The organism is Streptomyces griseus subsp. griseus, assembly GCF_000720255.1.
Lineage (GTDB): Bacteria > Actinomycetota > Actinomycetes > Streptomycetales > Streptomycetaceae > Streptomyces > Streptomyces griseus_I.
In genome coordinates this window covers 87,310-104,450 of sequence record NZ_JOJE01000011.1, presented here as the reverse complement: position 1 = coordinate 104,450, position 17,141 = coordinate 87,310, and the positions used below count along the sequence as shown (strand labels likewise).

Annotated in this window: 14 protein-coding genes; 10 read left to right on the top strand and 4 right to left on the bottom strand. The window is 70.7% G+C overall.

Translation table 11 applies throughout. The features are described 5' to 3' along the window. Positions 1-108: 108 nt before the first annotated feature. From hisC to IG99_RS16875, 5 genes are all read left to right on the top strand, one after another. Entirely contained in the window at positions 109-1,188 is a 1,080-nt protein-coding gene (gene hisC / locus IG99_RS16895; protein ID WP_037674807.1) for a histidinol-phosphate transaminase, read from the top strand. A gap of 132 nt (positions 1,189-1,320) precedes the next feature. Beyond that, entirely contained in the window at positions 1,321-2,832 is a 1,512-nt protein-coding gene (locus IG99_RS16890) for a cytochrome ubiquinol oxidase subunit I (protein ID WP_037674805.1), read from the top strand. A 20-nt stretch (positions 2,833-2,852) separates the two neighbouring features. After that, positions 2,853-3,857 carry a cytochrome d ubiquinol oxidase subunit II gene (gene cydB / locus IG99_RS16885; RefSeq protein ID WP_037674803.1) on the top strand — a complete coding sequence of 335 codons (1,005 nt, stop codon included), beginning with the start codon at positions 2,853-2,855 and terminating at the stop codon, positions 3,855-3,857. Between the two features lie 12 nt (positions 3,858-3,869). Beyond that, positions 3,870-7,496, top strand: a complete 3,627-nt coding sequence (cydD, locus tag IG99_RS16880) for a thiol reductant ABC exporter subunit CydD (protein WP_037674801.1) — start codon at positions 3,870-3,872, stop codon at positions 7,494-7,496. Between the two features lie 91 nt (positions 7,497-7,587). Continuing rightward, positions 7,588-8,643: a M23 family metallopeptidase gene (locus IG99_RS16875; protein ID WP_037674799.1), complete on the top strand. Its 1,056-nt coding sequence runs from the start codon at positions 7,588-7,590 to the stop codon at positions 8,641-8,643. 23 nt (positions 8,644-8,666) lie between these two features. Here the strand turns inward: IG99_RS16875 and IG99_RS16870 are convergent, their stop codons facing one another. The 4 genes from IG99_RS16870 to IG99_RS16855 all read right to left on the bottom strand — a co-directional run bounded on the left by IG99_RS16870 (position 8,667) and on the right by IG99_RS16855 (position 12,964). After that, the gene (locus IG99_RS16870; protein ID WP_037674798.1) at positions 8,667-9,539 is read right to left on the bottom strand and encodes an HAD-IIB family hydrolase; all 873 of its coding nucleotides are present in this window, start codon (positions 9,537-9,539) and stop codon (positions 8,667-8,669) included. Between the two features lie 78 nt (positions 9,540-9,617). Continuing rightward, entirely contained in the window at positions 9,618-10,520 is a 903-nt protein-coding gene (locus tag IG99_RS16865) for an LLM class flavin-dependent oxidoreductase (RefSeq protein ID WP_037674796.1), read from the bottom strand. Positions 10,521-10,561: 41 nt separating this feature from the next. Further along, positions 10,562-11,020: a hypothetical protein gene (locus IG99_RS16860; RefSeq protein WP_037674794.1), complete on the bottom strand. Its 459-nt coding sequence runs from the start codon at positions 11,018-11,020 to the stop codon at positions 10,562-10,564. Positions 11,021-11,203: 183 nt separating this feature from the next. Then, the gene (locus IG99_RS16855) at positions 11,204-12,964 is read right to left on the bottom strand and encodes an SDR family oxidoreductase (RefSeq protein WP_037674792.1); all 1,761 of its coding nucleotides are present in this window, start codon (positions 12,962-12,964) and stop codon (positions 11,204-11,206) included. 258 nt (positions 12,965-13,222) lie between these two features. On the opposite strand from IG99_RS16855, the gene IG99_RS16850 reads away from it, so the two are divergent. The 5 genes from IG99_RS16850 (at position 13,223) to IG99_RS16830 (ending at position 17,066) form a co-directional block, all read left to right on the top strand. Continuing rightward, positions 13,223-14,197, top strand: a complete 975-nt coding sequence (locus IG99_RS16850) for an ABC transporter ATP-binding protein (protein WP_037675169.1) — start codon at positions 13,223-13,225, stop codon at positions 14,195-14,197. Next, positions 14,187-15,095: an ABC transporter permease subunit gene (locus IG99_RS16845; protein WP_037674789.1), complete on the top strand. Its 909-nt coding sequence runs from the start codon at positions 14,187-14,189 to the stop codon at positions 15,093-15,095. The genes IG99_RS16850 and IG99_RS16845 overlap by 11 nt, the downstream gene beginning before the upstream one ends. Then, a complete protein-coding gene (locus tag IG99_RS16840) occupies positions 15,092-16,003 on the top strand; it encodes an ABC transporter ATP-binding protein (protein ID WP_037674788.1) in 912 nt (303 codons plus the stop codon). The genes IG99_RS16845 and IG99_RS16840 overlap by 4 nt, the downstream gene beginning before the upstream one ends. Before the next feature lie 10 nt (positions 16,004-16,013). After that, positions 16,014-16,733: an ABC transporter permease subunit gene (locus tag IG99_RS16835; RefSeq protein WP_037674786.1), complete on the top strand. Its 720-nt coding sequence runs from the start codon at positions 16,014-16,016 to the stop codon at positions 16,731-16,733. 93 nt (positions 16,734-16,826) lie between these two features. Then, positions 16,827-17,066, top strand: a complete 240-nt coding sequence (locus tag IG99_RS16830) for an SGM_3592 family protein (protein WP_037674784.1) — start codon at positions 16,827-16,829, stop codon at positions 17,064-17,066. Positions 17,067-17,141 lie beyond the last annotated feature (75 nt).

Here is a 17,141-nt window from a genome sequence, read left to right as displayed (position 1 = left end):
CCTGATGCCGACGAGACCGACGGCGATTGCCGCTCGCCAGTACGCAGCGGCGCTCAATCCTCATAGGGTGAGAAGCATTGGAAGCCGGTGGTCATGAGGAGGACTGCGGTGAGCGAGACGAGTCCCAAGCTGCGCGCCGAACTGGAGGGAATCCCCACCTACAAGCCGGGCAAGCCCGCTGCGGCCGGCGGTCCGGTGGCGTACAAGCTGTCCTCCAACGAGAACCCCTATCCGCCCCTGCCCGGTGTGATGGAGACCGTGACGGCGGCTGCCTGCAACTTCAACCGCTACCCGGACATGGCGTGCACGGGCCTGATGAACGAGCTGTCCGAACGCTTCGGCGTCCCGCTCTCCCACCTGGCCACCGGAACCGGCTCGGTCGGTGTGGCCCAGCAGCTGGTCCAGGCGACCTCCGGCCCCGGTGACGAGGTGATCTACGCCTGGCGCTCCTTCGAGGCGTACCCGATCATCACGCAGATCAGCGGCGCGACGTCGGTGCAGGTGCCGCTGACGCCGGGCGATGTGCACGATCTGGACGCGATGGCCGAGGCGATCACCGACCGGACCCGGCTCATCTTCGTCTGCACCCCCAACAACCCGACGGGTACGGTCGTGAAGCGGGCCGAGCTGGAGCGGTTCCTGGACCGGGTGCCCGGCGATGTCCTGGTCGTCCTCGACGAGGCGTACCGGGAGTTCATCCGCGACCCCGAGGTGCCCGACGGCGTCGAGCTGTACCGGGAGCGTCCCAACGTCTGTGTGCTGCGGACGTTCTCCAAGGCGTACGGTCTCGCCGGGCTGCGCGTCGGCTTCGCGATCGCCCATGAGCCGGTCGCGGCGGCGCTGCGCAAGACGGCGGTGCCGTTCGGGGTGAGCCAACTCGCGCAGGAGGCCGCGATCGCATCACTGCGCGCCGAGGACGAGCTGCTCGGCCGGGTCGGCTCCCTGGTGTGCGAGCGCGCGCGAGTGGTAGAGGCCCTGCGTGCCCAGGGCTGGACGGTGCCCGAGACCCAGGCCAACTTCGTGTGGCTGCGACTGGGGGAGCGCACGGTCGACTTCGCGGCGGCGTGCGAGCAGGCCGGCGTCGTGATCAGGCCGTTCCCCGGCGAGGGCGTGCGGGTGACGATCGGGGAGACCGAGGGGAACGACATCTTCCTCAAGGCGGCGGAAGCGTTCCGCAAGGATGTGTAGTTCCTGGCTTGTGTGATCTGGGTCCCTGTTTCACGTGAAACAGGGACCCCCCTTTGAGCTGCCCCAGACAGGTGCTGCATAATGGCTTGTGAATGTGAACGCATTCACAAGCGTGAGGTAAGGAGCGGCGACGTGGACCTGGCTTTGGCGCCGGAGACCCTGGCGCGCTGGCAGTTCGGCATCACGACCGTCTACCACTTCCTGTTCGTCCCCCTGACGATCTCGCTGGCCGCCCTCACGGCCGGCCTCCAGACCGCCTGGGTGCGTACGCAGAAGGAGAAGTACCTCAGGGCCACCAAGTTCTGGGGCAAGCTCTTTCTGATCAACATCGCGATGGGAGTGGTCACCGGGATCGTGCAGGAGTTCCAGTTCGGCATGAACTGGTCCGACTACTCCCGCTTCGTCGGCGACATCTTCGGTGCCCCGCTCGCCTTCGAGGCCCTGATCGCCTTCTTCTTCGAGTCCACCTTCATCGGTCTGTGGATCTTCGGCTGGGACAAGCTCCCCCAGAAGATCCACCTGGCCTGCATCTGGATGGTCTCGATCGGCACGATCCTGTCGGCCTACTTCATCCTCGCGGCCAACTCGTGGATGCAGCACCCGGTCGGCTACCGGATCAACAAGGAGAAGGGACGGGCCGAACTCACCGACTTCTGGGCCGTCCTCACCCAGAACACCGCGCTCAGCCAGGCGTTCCACACCCTGTCCGCGGCCTTCCTGACCGGCGGCGCCTTCATGGTCGGCATCGCGGCCTTCCATCTCGCCCGCAAGAAGCACGTCCGTGAGATGAAGACCTCGCTGCGGCTCGGACTGGTCACGGTCGTGATCGGTGGCATGCTCACCGCGATCAGCGGTGACGTCCTGGGCAAGGTGATGTTCGAGCAGCAGCCGATGAAGATGGCGGCGGCCGAAGCCCTGTGGGACGGCGAGGCACCGGCGCCCTTCTCGGTCTTCGCCGTCGGTGACGTCGACAAGGGGCACAACAAGGTCGCCATCGAGATACCCGGCCTGCTGTCCTTCCTGGCCAACGACGACTTCAGCTCGCACGTGCCCGGTATCAACGACGTCAACAAGGCCGAACAGGAGAAGTTCGGGCCGGGCGACTACCGGCCCAACATCCCGGTCGCCTACTGGGGCTTCCGCTGGATGATCGGCTTCGGCATGACGTCCTTCGCGATCGGCCTGGCCGGACTGTGGCTGACCCGCAAGAAGTTCCTGCTGCCGCAGCACCTGCGGGTGGGCGACGACGAGGTGCCGCACCTGGTGCTGCTGCCCGGGGGGAAGGCACTCGGCCCGACGCTGACGAAGTGGTACTGGCGCATCGCGATCCTCACCCTGGGCTTCCCGCTGATCGCCAACTCCTGGGGCTGGATCTTCACCGAGATGGGCCGCCAGCCGTGGGTCGTCTACGGCGTGCTCCAGACCCGCGACGCGGTCTCCCCCGGCGTCTCCCAGGGCGAGGTCCTCACCTCGCTGATCGTCTTCACCGCCCTGTACGCCATCCTCGCCGTCGTCGAGGTCAAGCTGCTGGTGAAGTACGTCAAGGCCGGGCCCCCCGAGCTCACCGAGGCCGACCTCAACCCGCCCACGAAGATCGGCGGCGACTCCCGTGACGCCGACAAGCCGATGGCCTTCTCGTACTAGGCCGAGGGAGCTGCACAGTCATGGAACTGCACGACGTCTGGTTCGTCCTCATCGCCGTCCTGTGGACCGGCTACTTCTTCCTGGAGGGGTTCGACTTCGGAGTCGGCGTCCTCACCAAGCTGCTGGCTCGTGACCGGCTCGAGAAGCGAGTGCTGATCAACACCATCGGCCCCGTCTGGGACGGCAACGAGGTGTGGCTGCTGACGGCGGGCGGCGCGACCTTCGCCGCGTTCCCCGAGTGGTACGCCACCCTGTTCTCCGGCTTCTACCTGCCGCTGCTGGTGATCCTGGTCTGTCTGATCGTGCGGGGCGTCGCCTTCGAGTACCGCGTGAAGCGGCCCGAGGAGAACTGGCAGCGCAACTGGGAGACGGCGATCTTCTGGACCTCGCTCATCCCCGCGTTCCTGTGGGGCGTGGCCTTCGGCAACATCGTGCACGGCGTGAAGATCGACCAGAACTTCGAGTACGTCGGCAGCGTCGGGGACCTGCTCAACCCCTACGCGCTCCTCGGCGGACTGGTGACGCTCACCCTCTTCACCTTCCACGGGACGGTCTTCACGGCGCTCAAGACCGTCGGGGACATCCGGGAGCGGGCACGGAAGCTGGCCCTGAAGATCGGCGTGGTCACCGCCGCGCTCGCGCTGCTCTTCCTGCTGTGGACCCAGGTCGAGAGCGGTGACGCCAAGAGCCTGGTCGCCCTGGTCGTGGCGGTGGGCGCCCTGGTCGCGGCCCTGGTGGCGAACCAGGCGGGTCGCGAGGGTTGGTCGTTCGCGCTCTCCGGTGTCACCATCGTGGCCGCCGTGGCGATGCTCTTCCTGACCCTCTTCCCGAACGTCATGCCGTCCTCGCTCAACGCGGACTGGAACCTCACGGTCACCAACGCCTCGTCGAGCCCGTACACCCTGAAGATAATGACCTGGTGCGCCGCGATCGCCACGCCGATCGTGATGCTGTACCAGGGCTGGACCTACTGGGTGTTCCGCAAGCGGATCGGCACGCAGCACATCGCCGAAGCCACTCACTGAGGTGTGTTTCACGTGAAACCGATCGATCCACGTCTCCTCCGGTACGCCCGGGCCACCCGTCGCTTCCTGGTGGCGGTCGTCGGTCTGGGCGCCCTCGGGGCGGGACTGGTCATCGCGCAGGCGATGCTCATCGCCGAGGTGGTGGTCGGCGCGTTCCAGCACGGAACGCCGGTCGCCGGACTGCGCACTCCCCTGCTGCTGTTGGCGGCCGTGGCGATCGGTCGCGCGCTGGTCTCCTGGCTCACCGAGCTGGCGGCCCACCGTGCGAGCGGGGCGGTGAAGTCGGAGCTGCGCGGCCGGCTGCTCGAGCGGGCCGCGGCTCTGGGCCCGGGGTGGCTGAGCGGGCAGCGGACCGGATCGCTGGTGGCTCTTGCCACGCGGGGCGTCGACGCCCTCGACGACTACTTCTCGCGCTATCTGCCGCAGCTGGGGCTCGCGGTGGTCGTGCCGGTGGCGGTGCTGGCGCGGATCGTGACCGAGGACTGGGTCTCCGCCGCGATCATCGTGGGCACACTGCCCCTGATCCCGGTTTTCATGATGCTGATCGGCTGGGCCACCCAGTCCCGCATGGACCGTCAGTGGCGGCTGTTGTCCCGGCTCTCCGGGCACTTCCTGGACGTGGTCGCAGGGCTGCCGACCCTGAAGGTGTTCGGGCGGGCCAAGGCGCAGGCCGAGTCGATCAGGCGCATCACCGGCGAGTACCGCCAGGCGACCATGCGGACCCTGCGGATAGCCTTCCTCTCCTCCTTCGCGCTGGAGCTGCTGGCGACGCTCTCGGTGGCCCTGGTCGCCGTGACCATCGGTATGCGGCTCGTCCACGGCGAGATGGACCTCTACATCGGCCTGGTCGTCCTCGTGCTCGCTCCCGAGGCGTACCTGCCGCTGCGGCAGGTCGGCGCGCAGTACCACGCGGCGGCGGAGGGGCTCGCGGCGGCCGAGGAGATCTTCGCCGTCCTGGAGACTCCAGTGTCGGCTTGCGGCACGACCGTCGTACCGGCGGGCGGGCTGGCCTTCGAGAGCGTTACGGTCCGCTTCCCCGGGCGGTCCGTGGACGCCGTGTCGGACGTGTCCTTCACCGTCGGTGGAGGAGAGACGGTGGCGCTGGTCGGGCCCAGCGGTGCGGGCAAGTCCACACTGCTGAACGTGCTGCTGGGGTTCGTGCGGCCCAGCGAGGGGCGGGTGCTCGCCGGGGGAGTGGATCTCGTCGAGGCAGACCTGAAGCAGTGGCGGTCACGCATCGCGTGGGTGCCGCAGCGGCCGCACCTGTACGCCGGGACGATCGCCGAGAACGTACGGCTGGCCCGTCCCGACGCCGACGACACCACCGTCCGCCGGGCGCTGGCGGACGCCGGAGCGCTGGAGTTCGTCGAAGCCCTGCCCGCCGGGGCGGAAACCGTGCTCGGGGAGGACGGGGCCGGACTGTCCGCCGGGCAGCGGCAGCGGCTCGCGCTGGCGCGGGCGTTCCTCGCGGACCGGCCCGTGCTGCTGCTGGACGAGCCGACGGCCGCGCTGGACGGGGAGACGGAGGCCGAGGTCGTGGCCGCGGTGCGGCGGCTGGTGGCCGGGCGGACGGTGCTGCTGGTGGTGCACCGGCCGGCGCTGCTGGGAGTGGCGGACCGGGTGGTGCGGCTGGCGGAGGCCGAGGTGCCCCGTCTCACCGACGCCGAGCGCGGTGAGCCAAGGGGCGCTGACTCCGAGGCCGGCGGTTTCCGGGCACGTACGGGTGCGGTCGGCCAGGTGAGTCGCGAGCCGGTGGACAGCGGGTCCGTCGTAGGCGCGGCCGACGAGCCGGTGGGCGGTGCCTCCGTCGTCACCGCGGGCCAGGGGCCTGTGACCCGCGCGTCCGCAGACTCGGCCGGCACGGAGCTCCCCGCGACCGCAGGGCGCGTCCTCGCGCGGGTGCGTGCCATGTCCGGGGCCGGACGCGGGCGGCTCGCGCTCGCGCTGCTGCTCGGGAGCCTGGCGCTCGGCAGTGCCGTAGGACTCATGGCCACCTCCGGGTGGCTCATCTCGCGCGCCTCGCAGCAGCCGCCCGTGCTGTATCTGATGGTGGCCGTCACGGCGACGCGGGCCTTCGGCATCGGGCGGGCCGTCTTCCGGTACGCGGAGCGGCTGGTCTCGCACGACGCGGTGCTGCGGATGCTGGCCGACACCCGGGTCGCCGTGTATCGCCGGCTGGAGCGACTGGCGCCCGCCGGACTGAGCCGGGCCCGGCGCGGCGACCTGCTGTCACGGCTCGTCGCCGACGTGGACGCGCTGCAGGACTACTGGCTGCGCTGGCTGCTGCCCGCAGGTGCCGCCGTCATCGTGTCGGCCGGGTCGGTGGCCTTCACGGCGTGGCTGCTGCCCGAGGCGGGCGCCGTGCTCGCGGTGGGGCTGCTGGCGGCCGGTGCCGGCGTCCCGCTGGTCACCGGTGCCGTGGCACGGCGCGCCGAGCACCGGCTCGCCCCCGCCCGCGGGGTGCTCGCCACCCGTGCGGCCGACCTGCTCACCGGCACCGCGGAGCTGACCGTCGCAGGTGCCCTGCCCGCCCGTACCGAGCAGGCGCGGCGGGCCGACGCCATGCTCACCCGGATCGCCTCACGGGGTGCCACGGCCACCGCGCTCGGCGACGGACTGACCGCTCTGGTCTCCGGCCTCACCGTCGCCGCCGCCGCGCTGGTGGGCGCCCAGGCGGTGGCCGACGGGCGGCTGGGCGGCGTGGCCATGGCCGTCGTCGTCCTCACCCCGCTCGCCGCGTTCGAGGCCGTCCTCGGGCTGCCGCTCGCCGTGCAGTACCGGCAACGGGTGCGCAGGAGCGCGGAGCGGGTGTACGAGGTCCTGGACTCCCCCGAGCCCGTACGCGAGCCGGAGCGGCCCCGGAAGGCACCCGTGTCGCCGTTCCCGCTCGTGGTCAAGGGCCTGGCCGCCCGGCACGCCGAGCAGGAGCGGGACGCCCTCGCCGGGTTCGACCTGACGCTCGATGCGGGGCGGCGGATCGCCGTGGTCGGGCCGTCCGGGTCCGGCAAGACGACGCTCGCCCAGGTGCTGCTGCGCTTCCTGGACGCGGACGCCGGCACGTACACGTTGGGCGGTGTGGACACGAAGGCGCTGAACGGCGATGACATACGGCGGCTCGTGGGGCTGTGTGCGCAGGACGCGCACCTCTTCGACAGCTCGGTGCGCGAGAACCTGCTCCTGGCGAAGAAGGACGCCACCGAGGACGAACTGCGCGGCGCGCTCGACCGGGCCCGGCTGCTGGAATGGGTCGACAGCCTGCCCGACGGACTCGACACGCTGATCGGCGAGCACGGGGCACGGCTCTCCGGTGGGCAGCGCCAACGCCTGGCGCTGGCCCGCGCTTTGCTCGCCGACTTCCCCGTGCTGGTGCTGGACGAGCCGGCCGAGCACCTCGACCTGCCGACCGCCGACGCGCTCACCGCCGATCTGCTGGCCGCGACCGAGGGCCGTACGACTCTGCTCATCACCCATCGGCTGGCCGGTCTGGAGGCGGTGGACGAGGTGATCGTGCTGGACGGGGGGCGGGTCGTGCAGCGCGGCTCCCACACGGAACTGGCCGCGGCGGAGGGGCCGCTGCGGCGGATGCTCGAGCGGGAGGAGGAGGCGGAGCTGTTGGTGGGTGCGCGCCGTCCACGGTGAGCCGGGGACTGAGCCATCCGGGCGGGGTGGTTCCCCCAGGCGTACGACTTGAACGGGCGGGAGCCCACCGGGCTGGGTCACGATCGCTGACATGCGCTCATTTCGCCGCCATCCATGGCTCATTGCGGTACTGGTGTGTGCGGCGGCGGTGCTCGCGGCCCGGCCCGCGACCGGCGACGGGGATGCCGGGTATGGCTCCGAAGCCGACCTCAGTGTTCAGGTGTCGAAGCTGTACGCGGACGCGGCCGTGGCCACGGAGCGGTACGAGGAGGGGCGCCACGCGGCCGACGTGCAGGCGGCGGAGGCCAAGCGGCTGGAGCGGCTCCTCGACCGCGAGCGCCGGGAACTCGCGGTGCACCACGAGGAACTGGGCCGGATCGCCCGCGCGCAGTACCGCGACAGCGGCGGCCTTCCGGTCGCCGCGCAGATCATCCTCGCCGGCAGCCCGGACGAGCTGATGCGCGGTCAGCAGGTTTTCTCCCGGCAGAACATGGCCGTTGCCAACGCCCTCGGCAAGAGCCGCCGTGCCGAGGCCCGGCTCAGCGCGGACGAGAGGAGGGCGGCGACCGCGTGGCAGACGCTGGAGCGGCGCAGGGCCGAACTCGACGGCATCAAGAAGGGCATCGAGGAGAAGCTGGAACAGGCGCGGTGGCAGCTGCAGGGGCAGGCGAACGCCTCGGTCGCGGCCGGATCGTGCCGTGGTGCCGCCCGTCTCGAACAGCCGCTGACGCAGTTCACGACCGCGTGGGTGGCGCCGGTCGAGGGGTATGAACTGTCCGCCGGCTTCGGCAGCGGCGGTGCGCGCTGGGCGCACCGGCACACCGGGCAGGACTTCGCCGTCCCCATCGGGACCCCGGTGCGGGCGGTCGGGCCGGGCCGTGTGCTGAGGGTGTCGTGCGGGGGTGCGTTCGGCATCGAGATCGTGGTCGAGCACGACGGCGGCTACTACACGCAGTACGCCCATCTCGCCGCCGTCACCGTCGACCAGGGCGACCGCGTGGCCACCGGGCAGTGGATCGGACAGTCCGGCACGACCGGCAACTCGACCGGCCCGCACCTGCACTTCGAGGTGCGGGTCACGCCGTACCTGGGGTCCTCGGTGGACCCGGTGCCGTGGCTGAGGGAACGCGGGGTGTCCGTCGGATGAATCGGGCCGGGGCGCTCAGAGCCCTACAGCCGCTCCGCCAGCATCCGCTCGATCACGACCGCCACCCCGTCCTCGTTGTTGGCGACCGTCCGTCCTGAGGCGGCGACCAGCACGTCGGGGTGCGCGTTGCCCATGGCGTACGACTGTCCCGCCCAGGTGAGCATCTCGACGTCGTTCGGCATGTCGCCGAAGGCGACGACCTCCTCGTGGGAGATGCCGCGTTCGGCGCAGCACAGAGCGAGTGTGCTGGCCTTGGAGACGCCGGGCCCGCTGATCTCCAGCAGGGCGCTGGGGCTGGACCGGGTGACATTGGCGCGCTCGCCGATGGCGAGGCGGGCCAGGGTGAGGAACGCGTCCGGGTCGAGCGTGGCGTGGTAGGCGAGGATCTTGAGCACCGGCTCGGCGGAGCCGGGACCGTCGGGGGCCAGCAGATCCTCGGCGGGCGCCAGCTCGTCCGGTATCTCCATGTGCAGCTTGGGATAGTCCGGTTCCTGGTGGAAGCCGTACGTCTGCTCCACCGCGTACACGGTGCCCGGCGCGGCCTCGCGCAGCAGCCGTACGGCGTCCAGCGCGTTCTCCGTGGCCAGCTCCCGCACCTTCACGAACCGGTGGGCGCCGGGGCCGCCGTGCAGGTCGACCACGGCGGCGCCGTTGCCGCAGATCGCCAGGCCGTGACCGTGGACGTGGTCGCTGACGACGTCCATCCAGCGGGCCGGGCGGCCCGTGACGAAGAACACCTCGATGCCCGCCTCCTCGGCGGCGGCGAGCGCGGCGACGGTGCGGGGGGAGACCGACTTGTCGTCGCGCAGCAGGGTGCCGTCGAGATCGGTGGCGATCAGCCGCGGCGGAACCGGGCCGGTGGTCGGGGTCTCGGGCTGTCGAGTCGCTGAGGTCACCCGGCCATTCTCGCTCAGATCATCCGCACGGCCGTGCGAGAGGCCTCACGGATGAGCCCGGACGACCGGTTGCCGAGGTCAGCGCAGCTGTGCGAGGGCCTCCATGGCGATCCGCTCGAAGACCTTCTCGTCCGCGGCGAAGTCCGAATCGGGGATCGGCCAGTGGAGCACGAGCTCCGTGAAGCCCAGCTCCTGGTGTCGCCCGGCGAAGTCGACGAAGGCGTCCAGGGACTCCAGCGGTCGGCCCCGGTCCGGGGTGAAACCGGTGAGGAGGATCTTGTCGAGCTCGTTCACGTCCCGGCCGATCGTGGCGCAGGCGTCCGCCAGCTTCTCCGCCTGCCCGCGAATGGCCTGAACCGACTGTTCCGGGGTGCCGTTCGCATACAGCTTGGGATCCCCCGTCGTCACCCAGGCCTGTCCGTGCCGAGCGGCGAGCGCCAGTCCCCGCGGGCCGGTCGCGGCGACCGCGAAGGGCAGCCGGGGCCGCTGTACACAGCCCGGGATGTTCCGGGCCTCGTGCGCCGAGTAGAAGTCGCCCTCGTACGACACCGAGTCCTCGGTCAGCAGCCGGTCGAGCAGCGGGACGAACTCGCCGAACCGGTCGGCTCGCTCCCGTGGGGTCCAGGGCTCCTGGCCGAGTGCGGTGGCGTCGAAGCCGGTGCCGCCCGCCCCGACACCCAGGGTGACCCGGCCGCCGGAGATGTCGTCCAGGGAGATCAGCTCCTTGGCGAGGGTCACCGGGTGCCGGAAGTTCGGCGAGGTCACGAGCGTACCCAGCCGCAGCCGCTCGGTGACGGACGCGGCGGCGGTCAGTGTGGGGACAGCCCCGAACCAGGGGCCGTCACGGAAGCTGCGCCAGGACAGGTGGTCGTAGGTGTACGCGGTGTAGAGGCCGAGCTGCTCGGCACGCGTCCATGCCGAACGGCCACCCTCGTTCCAGCGGCGGTACGGAAGGATCACGGTGCTCAGACGCAGACTCATGCTCCGAGCGTATGCGGACGACCATGTTTCACGTGAAACAGTCACCGCACGCGACTGCTCAGCCACGGGCTGAGGTTGATCATCGACAGGTACTCCTTGTGCGTCCGGTCGCCGGGCAGCGGCACGATGAGGAAGTAGCCGGGCGGGAAGCGGCGCGCCCTCACCCACGCGAGGTCGGCGAGAAGGGCGCGAACGAAGGCGGGCACGTCGTCGCGCGGGACGTCCGGGCATTCCACGCCCTCCACGGTGATCAGTGCGTCGTCCTCCGGATAGAGCCGGACGCTCAGCCGGGGCAGACCGCCGAACTCGACGTGGGCCTCATGGGGCAGGGAGCCGTCCGGATCGGCGGTGACGCCGACACCGGCGGCGCTGCGGCGCGAGGTCCGGTCGGCGCCGATGTCATGGATCACCTCGATCTCGCGCGCGTAGGCGACGGCGAGCGCCCGGAGAGCGGTGACGGCGGACTCCGTGGTCGGAAAATGGTCCATACCACTGATCATGCCGGACGGCCCGGCAATGCGACTCAGGAAACAGCAGATGCCGCACCGTCGCGGGGTGTGGGGCGCGAGACGCGGATCACGCTTTTTGGTTTGCCTCCGAGGTTTGATCCACAAGCAACTGCGGTTATCCACAGGCTGATTGGCCGTTCTGTGGACAACTGCCTTTTCAATCAAGGGGTTTCGCTACCAGGGCGGCTCGGCCCGCGCCAGCGCCCTGAGCGCCCCCGGCGCCCAACGCGACAGGAACCGCGCTCCCCGCGCCTCCGGAGTCACCGGCACCACCGCCTCATTGCGCACGACCGCGCGCAGGATCGCCTCGGCCACCTTTTCCGGCGGATAGTTGCGCAGGCCGTAGAGACGGGCCGCACGCTTCTGACGGCGACGCTCCTCCTCCGCGTCGACTCCCGTGAACCGTGCCGTCGAGGTGATGTTGGTGTTGACGATGCCGGGACAGATCGCCGTCACACCGATGCCCCGCCCCGCCAGCTCCGCGCGCAGGCACTCGCTCAGCATCAGCACCGCCGCCTTGGAGGTGCTGTAGGCGGGCAGCGCCCGGGAGGGCTGGAACGCGGCCGCCGACGCCGTGTTGACGATGTGGCCGCCCTGGCCGCGCTCGGCCATCTGCCGCCCGAACAGGCGGCAGCCGTGGATGACACCCCAGAGGTTGACGTCCAGGACCCGCTGCCAGTCCTCGGACGTCGTGTCGAGGAAGGAGCCGGACAGACCGATACCGGCGTTGTTCACCAGCACGTCCACCACGCCGTACTCGGCGGCGACCCGCGCGGCGAGCTTCTCCATGGCGCGCTCGTCGGAGACGTCCACGGCCTCGGGCCAGGCCTCCGGCGCACCCATGAGCCGCGACGCCTCGGCGGTACGGGCAGCGCCCTCGGAGTCCCGGTCGACCGCGATCACGCGCGCGCCCGCCTCCGCGAACGCCAGCGCCGTGGCCCGCCCGATGCCGCTGGCCGCCCCGGTGACCAGGACGAGCTGTCCGCCGAAGCGGTCGGCGTACCGGCCGCTCGTGGCCGGCCGCTCCGGCGTGCCGTCCTCGACCGAGATGACGAACTCCGTGATCCAGGAGGCCAGCCGGTCCGGGCGCGTGCGCGGGATCCAGTGCCCCGCGGGCAGCGTGCGGCGGGTCAGCCGCGGCACCCACCGCTCCAGGTCGTCGTAGAGCCGCTCCGACAGGTACGCGTCCCCGAGCGGCGTGATGAGCTGCACCGGCACGTGGGCGTGGGCGTCGGTGCGGGGCCTGCGCAACCGGGACCGTACGTTGTCCCGGTACAGCCAGGCGCCGTTCGCCGCGTCCGAGGGCAGGGAGGAGGTCGGGTAGGCGCCCACGGGCACCTGCTCGAGGCGCTGCAGGATCCGCGGCCAGCGTTTGCCGAGCGGGCCGCGCCAGGCGGCCTCGGGGAGCGCGGGGGTGTGCAGCAGGTAGACGTACCAGGACTTCGCGCCCTGTCCGAGCAGCTGCCCGACCCGGCGCGGGGTGGGCCGACGGACGCGCCGGGCGATCCAGTGGCCGAAGTGGTCGAGCGAAGGGCCGGACATCGACGTGAAGGACGCGATCCGGCCCGCCGTGCGGGCGACGGTCACGAACTCCCAGGCCTGCACCGAACCCCAGTCGTGCCCCACCAGGTGCACCGGCCGGTCCGGGCAGACCGCGTCCGCGACGGCCAGGAAGTCGTCCGTGAGCTTCTCCAGGGTGAACCCGCCGCGCAGCGGGCGCGGTGCCGTGGAACGGCCGTGGCCCCGGACGTCGTACAGGACGACGTGGAAGCGGTCGGCCAGTCGCGACGCCACCTCGGACCACACCTCCTTGCTGTCCGGATAGCCGTGCACCAGGACGACCGTCGGCCGGGAGGGGTCCCCCAGCTCCGCCACCCGCAGCTCGATGCCCCCGGTCCGCACCCGGCGCTCCCGGGCCCCCTCCAGCACCGTCACATCTCCTCCGTCCAGCGCCGCGCCGACCGGACGGGCCGCTCCCGCCCCGGCGGCGCTCCTGCCCGTCACGCGACCGGCCCGAATCTGGCAGTTGTTAGAGGAAGCGTCAATAGGCGCGTCGCACTGGGGAGTGGAGGCCCCGCGTAGCTCTCAGGCACGGCATCCCCTACGGGCCCGTACGACTCCAGGCTGACGTGAAGACGGCTCTGGGGTCTGACGACTGGAGTGGTCCGCGTCACTACCTTCTACAACGTGACTGTGATCGCGACCGAAAGCCTGAGCAAGCGGTTCCCCCGGGTGACCGCGCTTGACCGGCTCTCCGTCGACGTCGGGCCCGGGGTGACCGGACTCGTCGGAGCGAACGGAGCCGGCAAGTCCACACTGATCAAGATCCTGCTGGGTCTGTCCCCCGCCTCCGAGGGCCGCGCCGAAGTGCTCGGGCTCGACGTCGCCACCAAGGGCGCGGACATCCGCGAACGGGTCGGTTACATGCCGGAGCACGACTGCCTGCCACCCGATGTCTCGGCCACCGAGTTCGTCGTGCACATGGCCCGCATGTCCGGCCTGCCGCCCACCGCCGCCCGTGAACGCACCGCGGACACCCTGCGCCATGTCGGCCTCTACGAGGAGCGCTACCGCCCCATCGGGGGCTACTCGACCGGCATGAAACAGCGCGTCAAGCTCGCGCAGGCCCTGGTCCACGACCCGAAGCTGGTCTTCCTCGACGAGCCGACCAACGGCCTCGACCCGGTCGGCCGCGACGAGATGCTCGGCCTGATCCGCCGCATCCACACGGACTTCGGCATCTCCGTCCTGGTCACCTCGCACCTGCTGGGCGAACTCGAACGCACCTGTGACCACGTCGTCGTCATCGACGGCGGCAAACTCCTGCGTTCCAGCTCCACCACCGACTTCACCCAGACCACGACCACCCTCGCCATCGAGGTCACCGACACCGACGAGCACCCCGACGGCACCCGCGCGATGCGCGACGCGCTTCTCGCGCGCGGTGCCGACCTCCAGGACGGCGCCACCGGGCTGCCGGGCGCAGGTCACGTCCTGCTGCTCACCGCCCAGGGCGAGGAGACCTACGACCTGGTGCGCGACGTCGTGGCCGACCTCGGCCTCGGCCTGGTCCGCATGGAACAGCGCAGGCACCACATCTCGGAGGTCTTCACCACCGACACGGACCACGACGCGAGCCGGAAGGAGGCCGTCGGCCATGGCAGTTGAGCACCCGGTCACCACACCCTCGGGCGACCAGACCCGGATCCACAACATCGGCTACCGCAGTTACGACGGCCCCCGCCTCGGCCGCGCCTACGCCCGCCGCTCCCTGTACTCGCAGTCCCTGCGCGGCGCCTACGGCCTCGGCCGCTCGGTCAAGTCCAAGGTGCTGCCGATGCTGCTGTTCGTGGTGATGTGCGTGCCCGCCGCCATCATGGTCGCCGTCGCGGTCGTCACGAAAGCCAAGGAACTGCCGCTGGACTACACGCGCTACGCCATCGTCATGCAGGCTGTCATCAGCCTGTACGTGGCCTCGCAGGCGCCCCAGTCCGTCTCGCGCGACCTGCGCTTCAAGACCGTGCCGCTGTACTTCTCGCGGCCGATCGAGACCGCCGACTACGTGCGGGCGAAGTTCGCGGCGCTGGCCTCGGCGCTGTTCGTCCTCACCGCCGCGCCGCTGCTCGTGCTCTACGTCGGCGCGCTGCTGGCGAAGCTGGACTTCGCCGACCAGACCAAGGGATTCGCACAGGGACTCGTCTCCGTGGCACTGCTCTCACTGCTCCTCGCCGGCCTCGGCCTGGTCATCGCGTCGGTGACCCCGCGCCGCGGCTTCGGCATCGCGGCCGTCATCGCCGTCCTGACCATCTCCTACGGCGCGGTCTCCACCCTCCAGGCCATCGCCGACGCGCAGAACAGCTCCGGCGCGATCCCCTGGATCGGCCTCTTCTCGCCCATCACCCTCATCGACGGCGTGCAGTCCGCCTTCCTCGGCGCGAGCTCGGCGTTCCCCGGCGGCATCGGCCCGTCCAACGGCGAGGGCGTCGTCTACGTCCTCGTCACCCTGGGCCTCATCGCCGCCTGCTACGGCCTCCTGATGCGCCGCTACCGGAAGGTGGGACTGTGACCACACTCTCCATCGACCATGTCTCCCGCTGGTTCGGCAACGTGGTCGCCGTCAATGACATCACCATGACCATCGGCCCCGGCGTCACCGGCCTGCTCGGCCCCAACGGCGCCGGAAAGTCCACCCTGATCAACATGATGGGCGGTTTCCTGGCCCCTTCCACCGGCACCGTCACCCTCGACGGGCAGCAGGTGTGGCGCAACGAGAAGATCTACCAGCACATCGGCATCGTCCCCGAGCGGGAGGCGATGTACGACTTCCTCACCGGACGCGAGTTCGTCGTCGCCAACGCCGAGCTGCACGGCCTGGGCGCCAAGGCCGCCCAGAAGGCGCTCGCCACCGTCGAGATGGAGTACGCGCAGGACCGGAAGATCTCCACGTACTCCAAGGGCATGCGCCAGCGCGTGAAGATGGCGAGCGCCCTCGTCCACGACCCCTCCCTGCTGCTGCTCGACGAACCCTTCAACGGCATGGACCCGCGCCAGCGCATGCAGCTCATGGACCTGCTGCGGCGCATGGGCGACGAGGGCCGCACGGTGCTCTTCTCGTCCCACATCCTCGAAGAGGTCGAGCAGCTGGCCTGGCACATCGAGGTCGTCGTCGCGGGACGGCACGCGGCCAGCGGCGACTTCCGCAGGATCCGCCGGCTGATGACCGACCGCCCGCACCGCTACCTGGTGCGCTCCAGCGACGACCGCGCCCTCGCGGCCGCGCTGATCGCCGACCCGTCGACGTCCGGCATCGAGGTCGACCTGGCGGAGGGCGCGTTGCGCATCCAAGCCGTCGACTTCGGCCGCTTCACTGCCCTGCTGCCGCGCGTGGCCAGGGACCACGGCATCAGGCTGCTCACGGTCTCGCCGTCCGACGAGTCCCTCGAGTCCGTCTTCTCGTACCTGGTCGCGGCGTAGGAGGCCGAAGATGTACGACCCCACAGTCGCCCGGCTCACCTATCGAGCCCTGCTCGGCCGTCGCCGGGCCCTCATCCTCGGCGCTCTGCCGCTGCTGCTGATCGTCATCTCCGTGGTCGTGCGGGCCCTCGCCGGGGCCGACGACCAGACGGCGTCGGACCTGCTCGGCGGGCTCGCGCTCGCCACCATGGTGCCGATCATCGGTGTCATTGCGGGCACCGGCGCGATCGGACCGGAGATCGACGACGGTTCCGTGGTGTATCTGCTGTCCAAGCCGGTGAAACGGCCGACGATCATCTTCACCAAGCTGATCGTGGCGATCGCGGTGACGATGGTCTTCTCGGCGCTGCCCACACTGATCGCGGGCTTCATCCTCAACGGCAACGGCCAGCAGATCGCCGTCGCCTACACGGTCGCCGCGCTGGTCTCCTCCATCGCCTACGCCGCCGTCTTCCTGCTGCTCGGCACGGTGTCCCGGCACGCGGTCGTCTTCGGCCTCGTGTACGCGCTGATCTGGGAGGCCCTGTTCGGCTCCCTGGTGCCCGGGGCGCGCACGCTCAGCGTCCAGCAGTGGTCGCTGGCGGTCGCCCACAAGGTCGCCGGCGGAGACCTGGTCACCTCGGACGTCGGGCTGACGACGGCGACGGTGCTGCTGGTCGTCGTCACCGTACTGGCCACCTGGTACGCCGGACAGAAGCTGCGGTCGCTGACGCTGGCGGGCGAGGAATAGCAGCCCCGCGGGGAGCAACAGCCCCTTTACTCACGGGGACTTCACGACGGCTCGGGAACACTGGGCAAAGGCATGCGGGACGGGAGGAACGGGATGGCCGAGGAGACACCTCAGTACGACGGTCGCGGACAGCTCGGGGACACGTGGGACGGCCTCGTCCTGGACGAGGACTTCATACGGTCCGCCGAGAGCTCCGAGCCGTCCGCCCGGGCCCGCATGCTGGCCGCCCGTTGGCGGGCCGAGCAGCCCGAGCCGCAGCCCTGGCGTTCGGACGAGCCGCCTGCCGGCTGGTTCTTCAGCAAGGCACGACGGCGAAGGTGGCGGCGCCGTTGATCGCCGTGGGTGCCGCCAGCGGTTCCGGCGGATCATGCCGCAGACGCGGGGTCTGGCCCGCCCACCTGCGGCGTT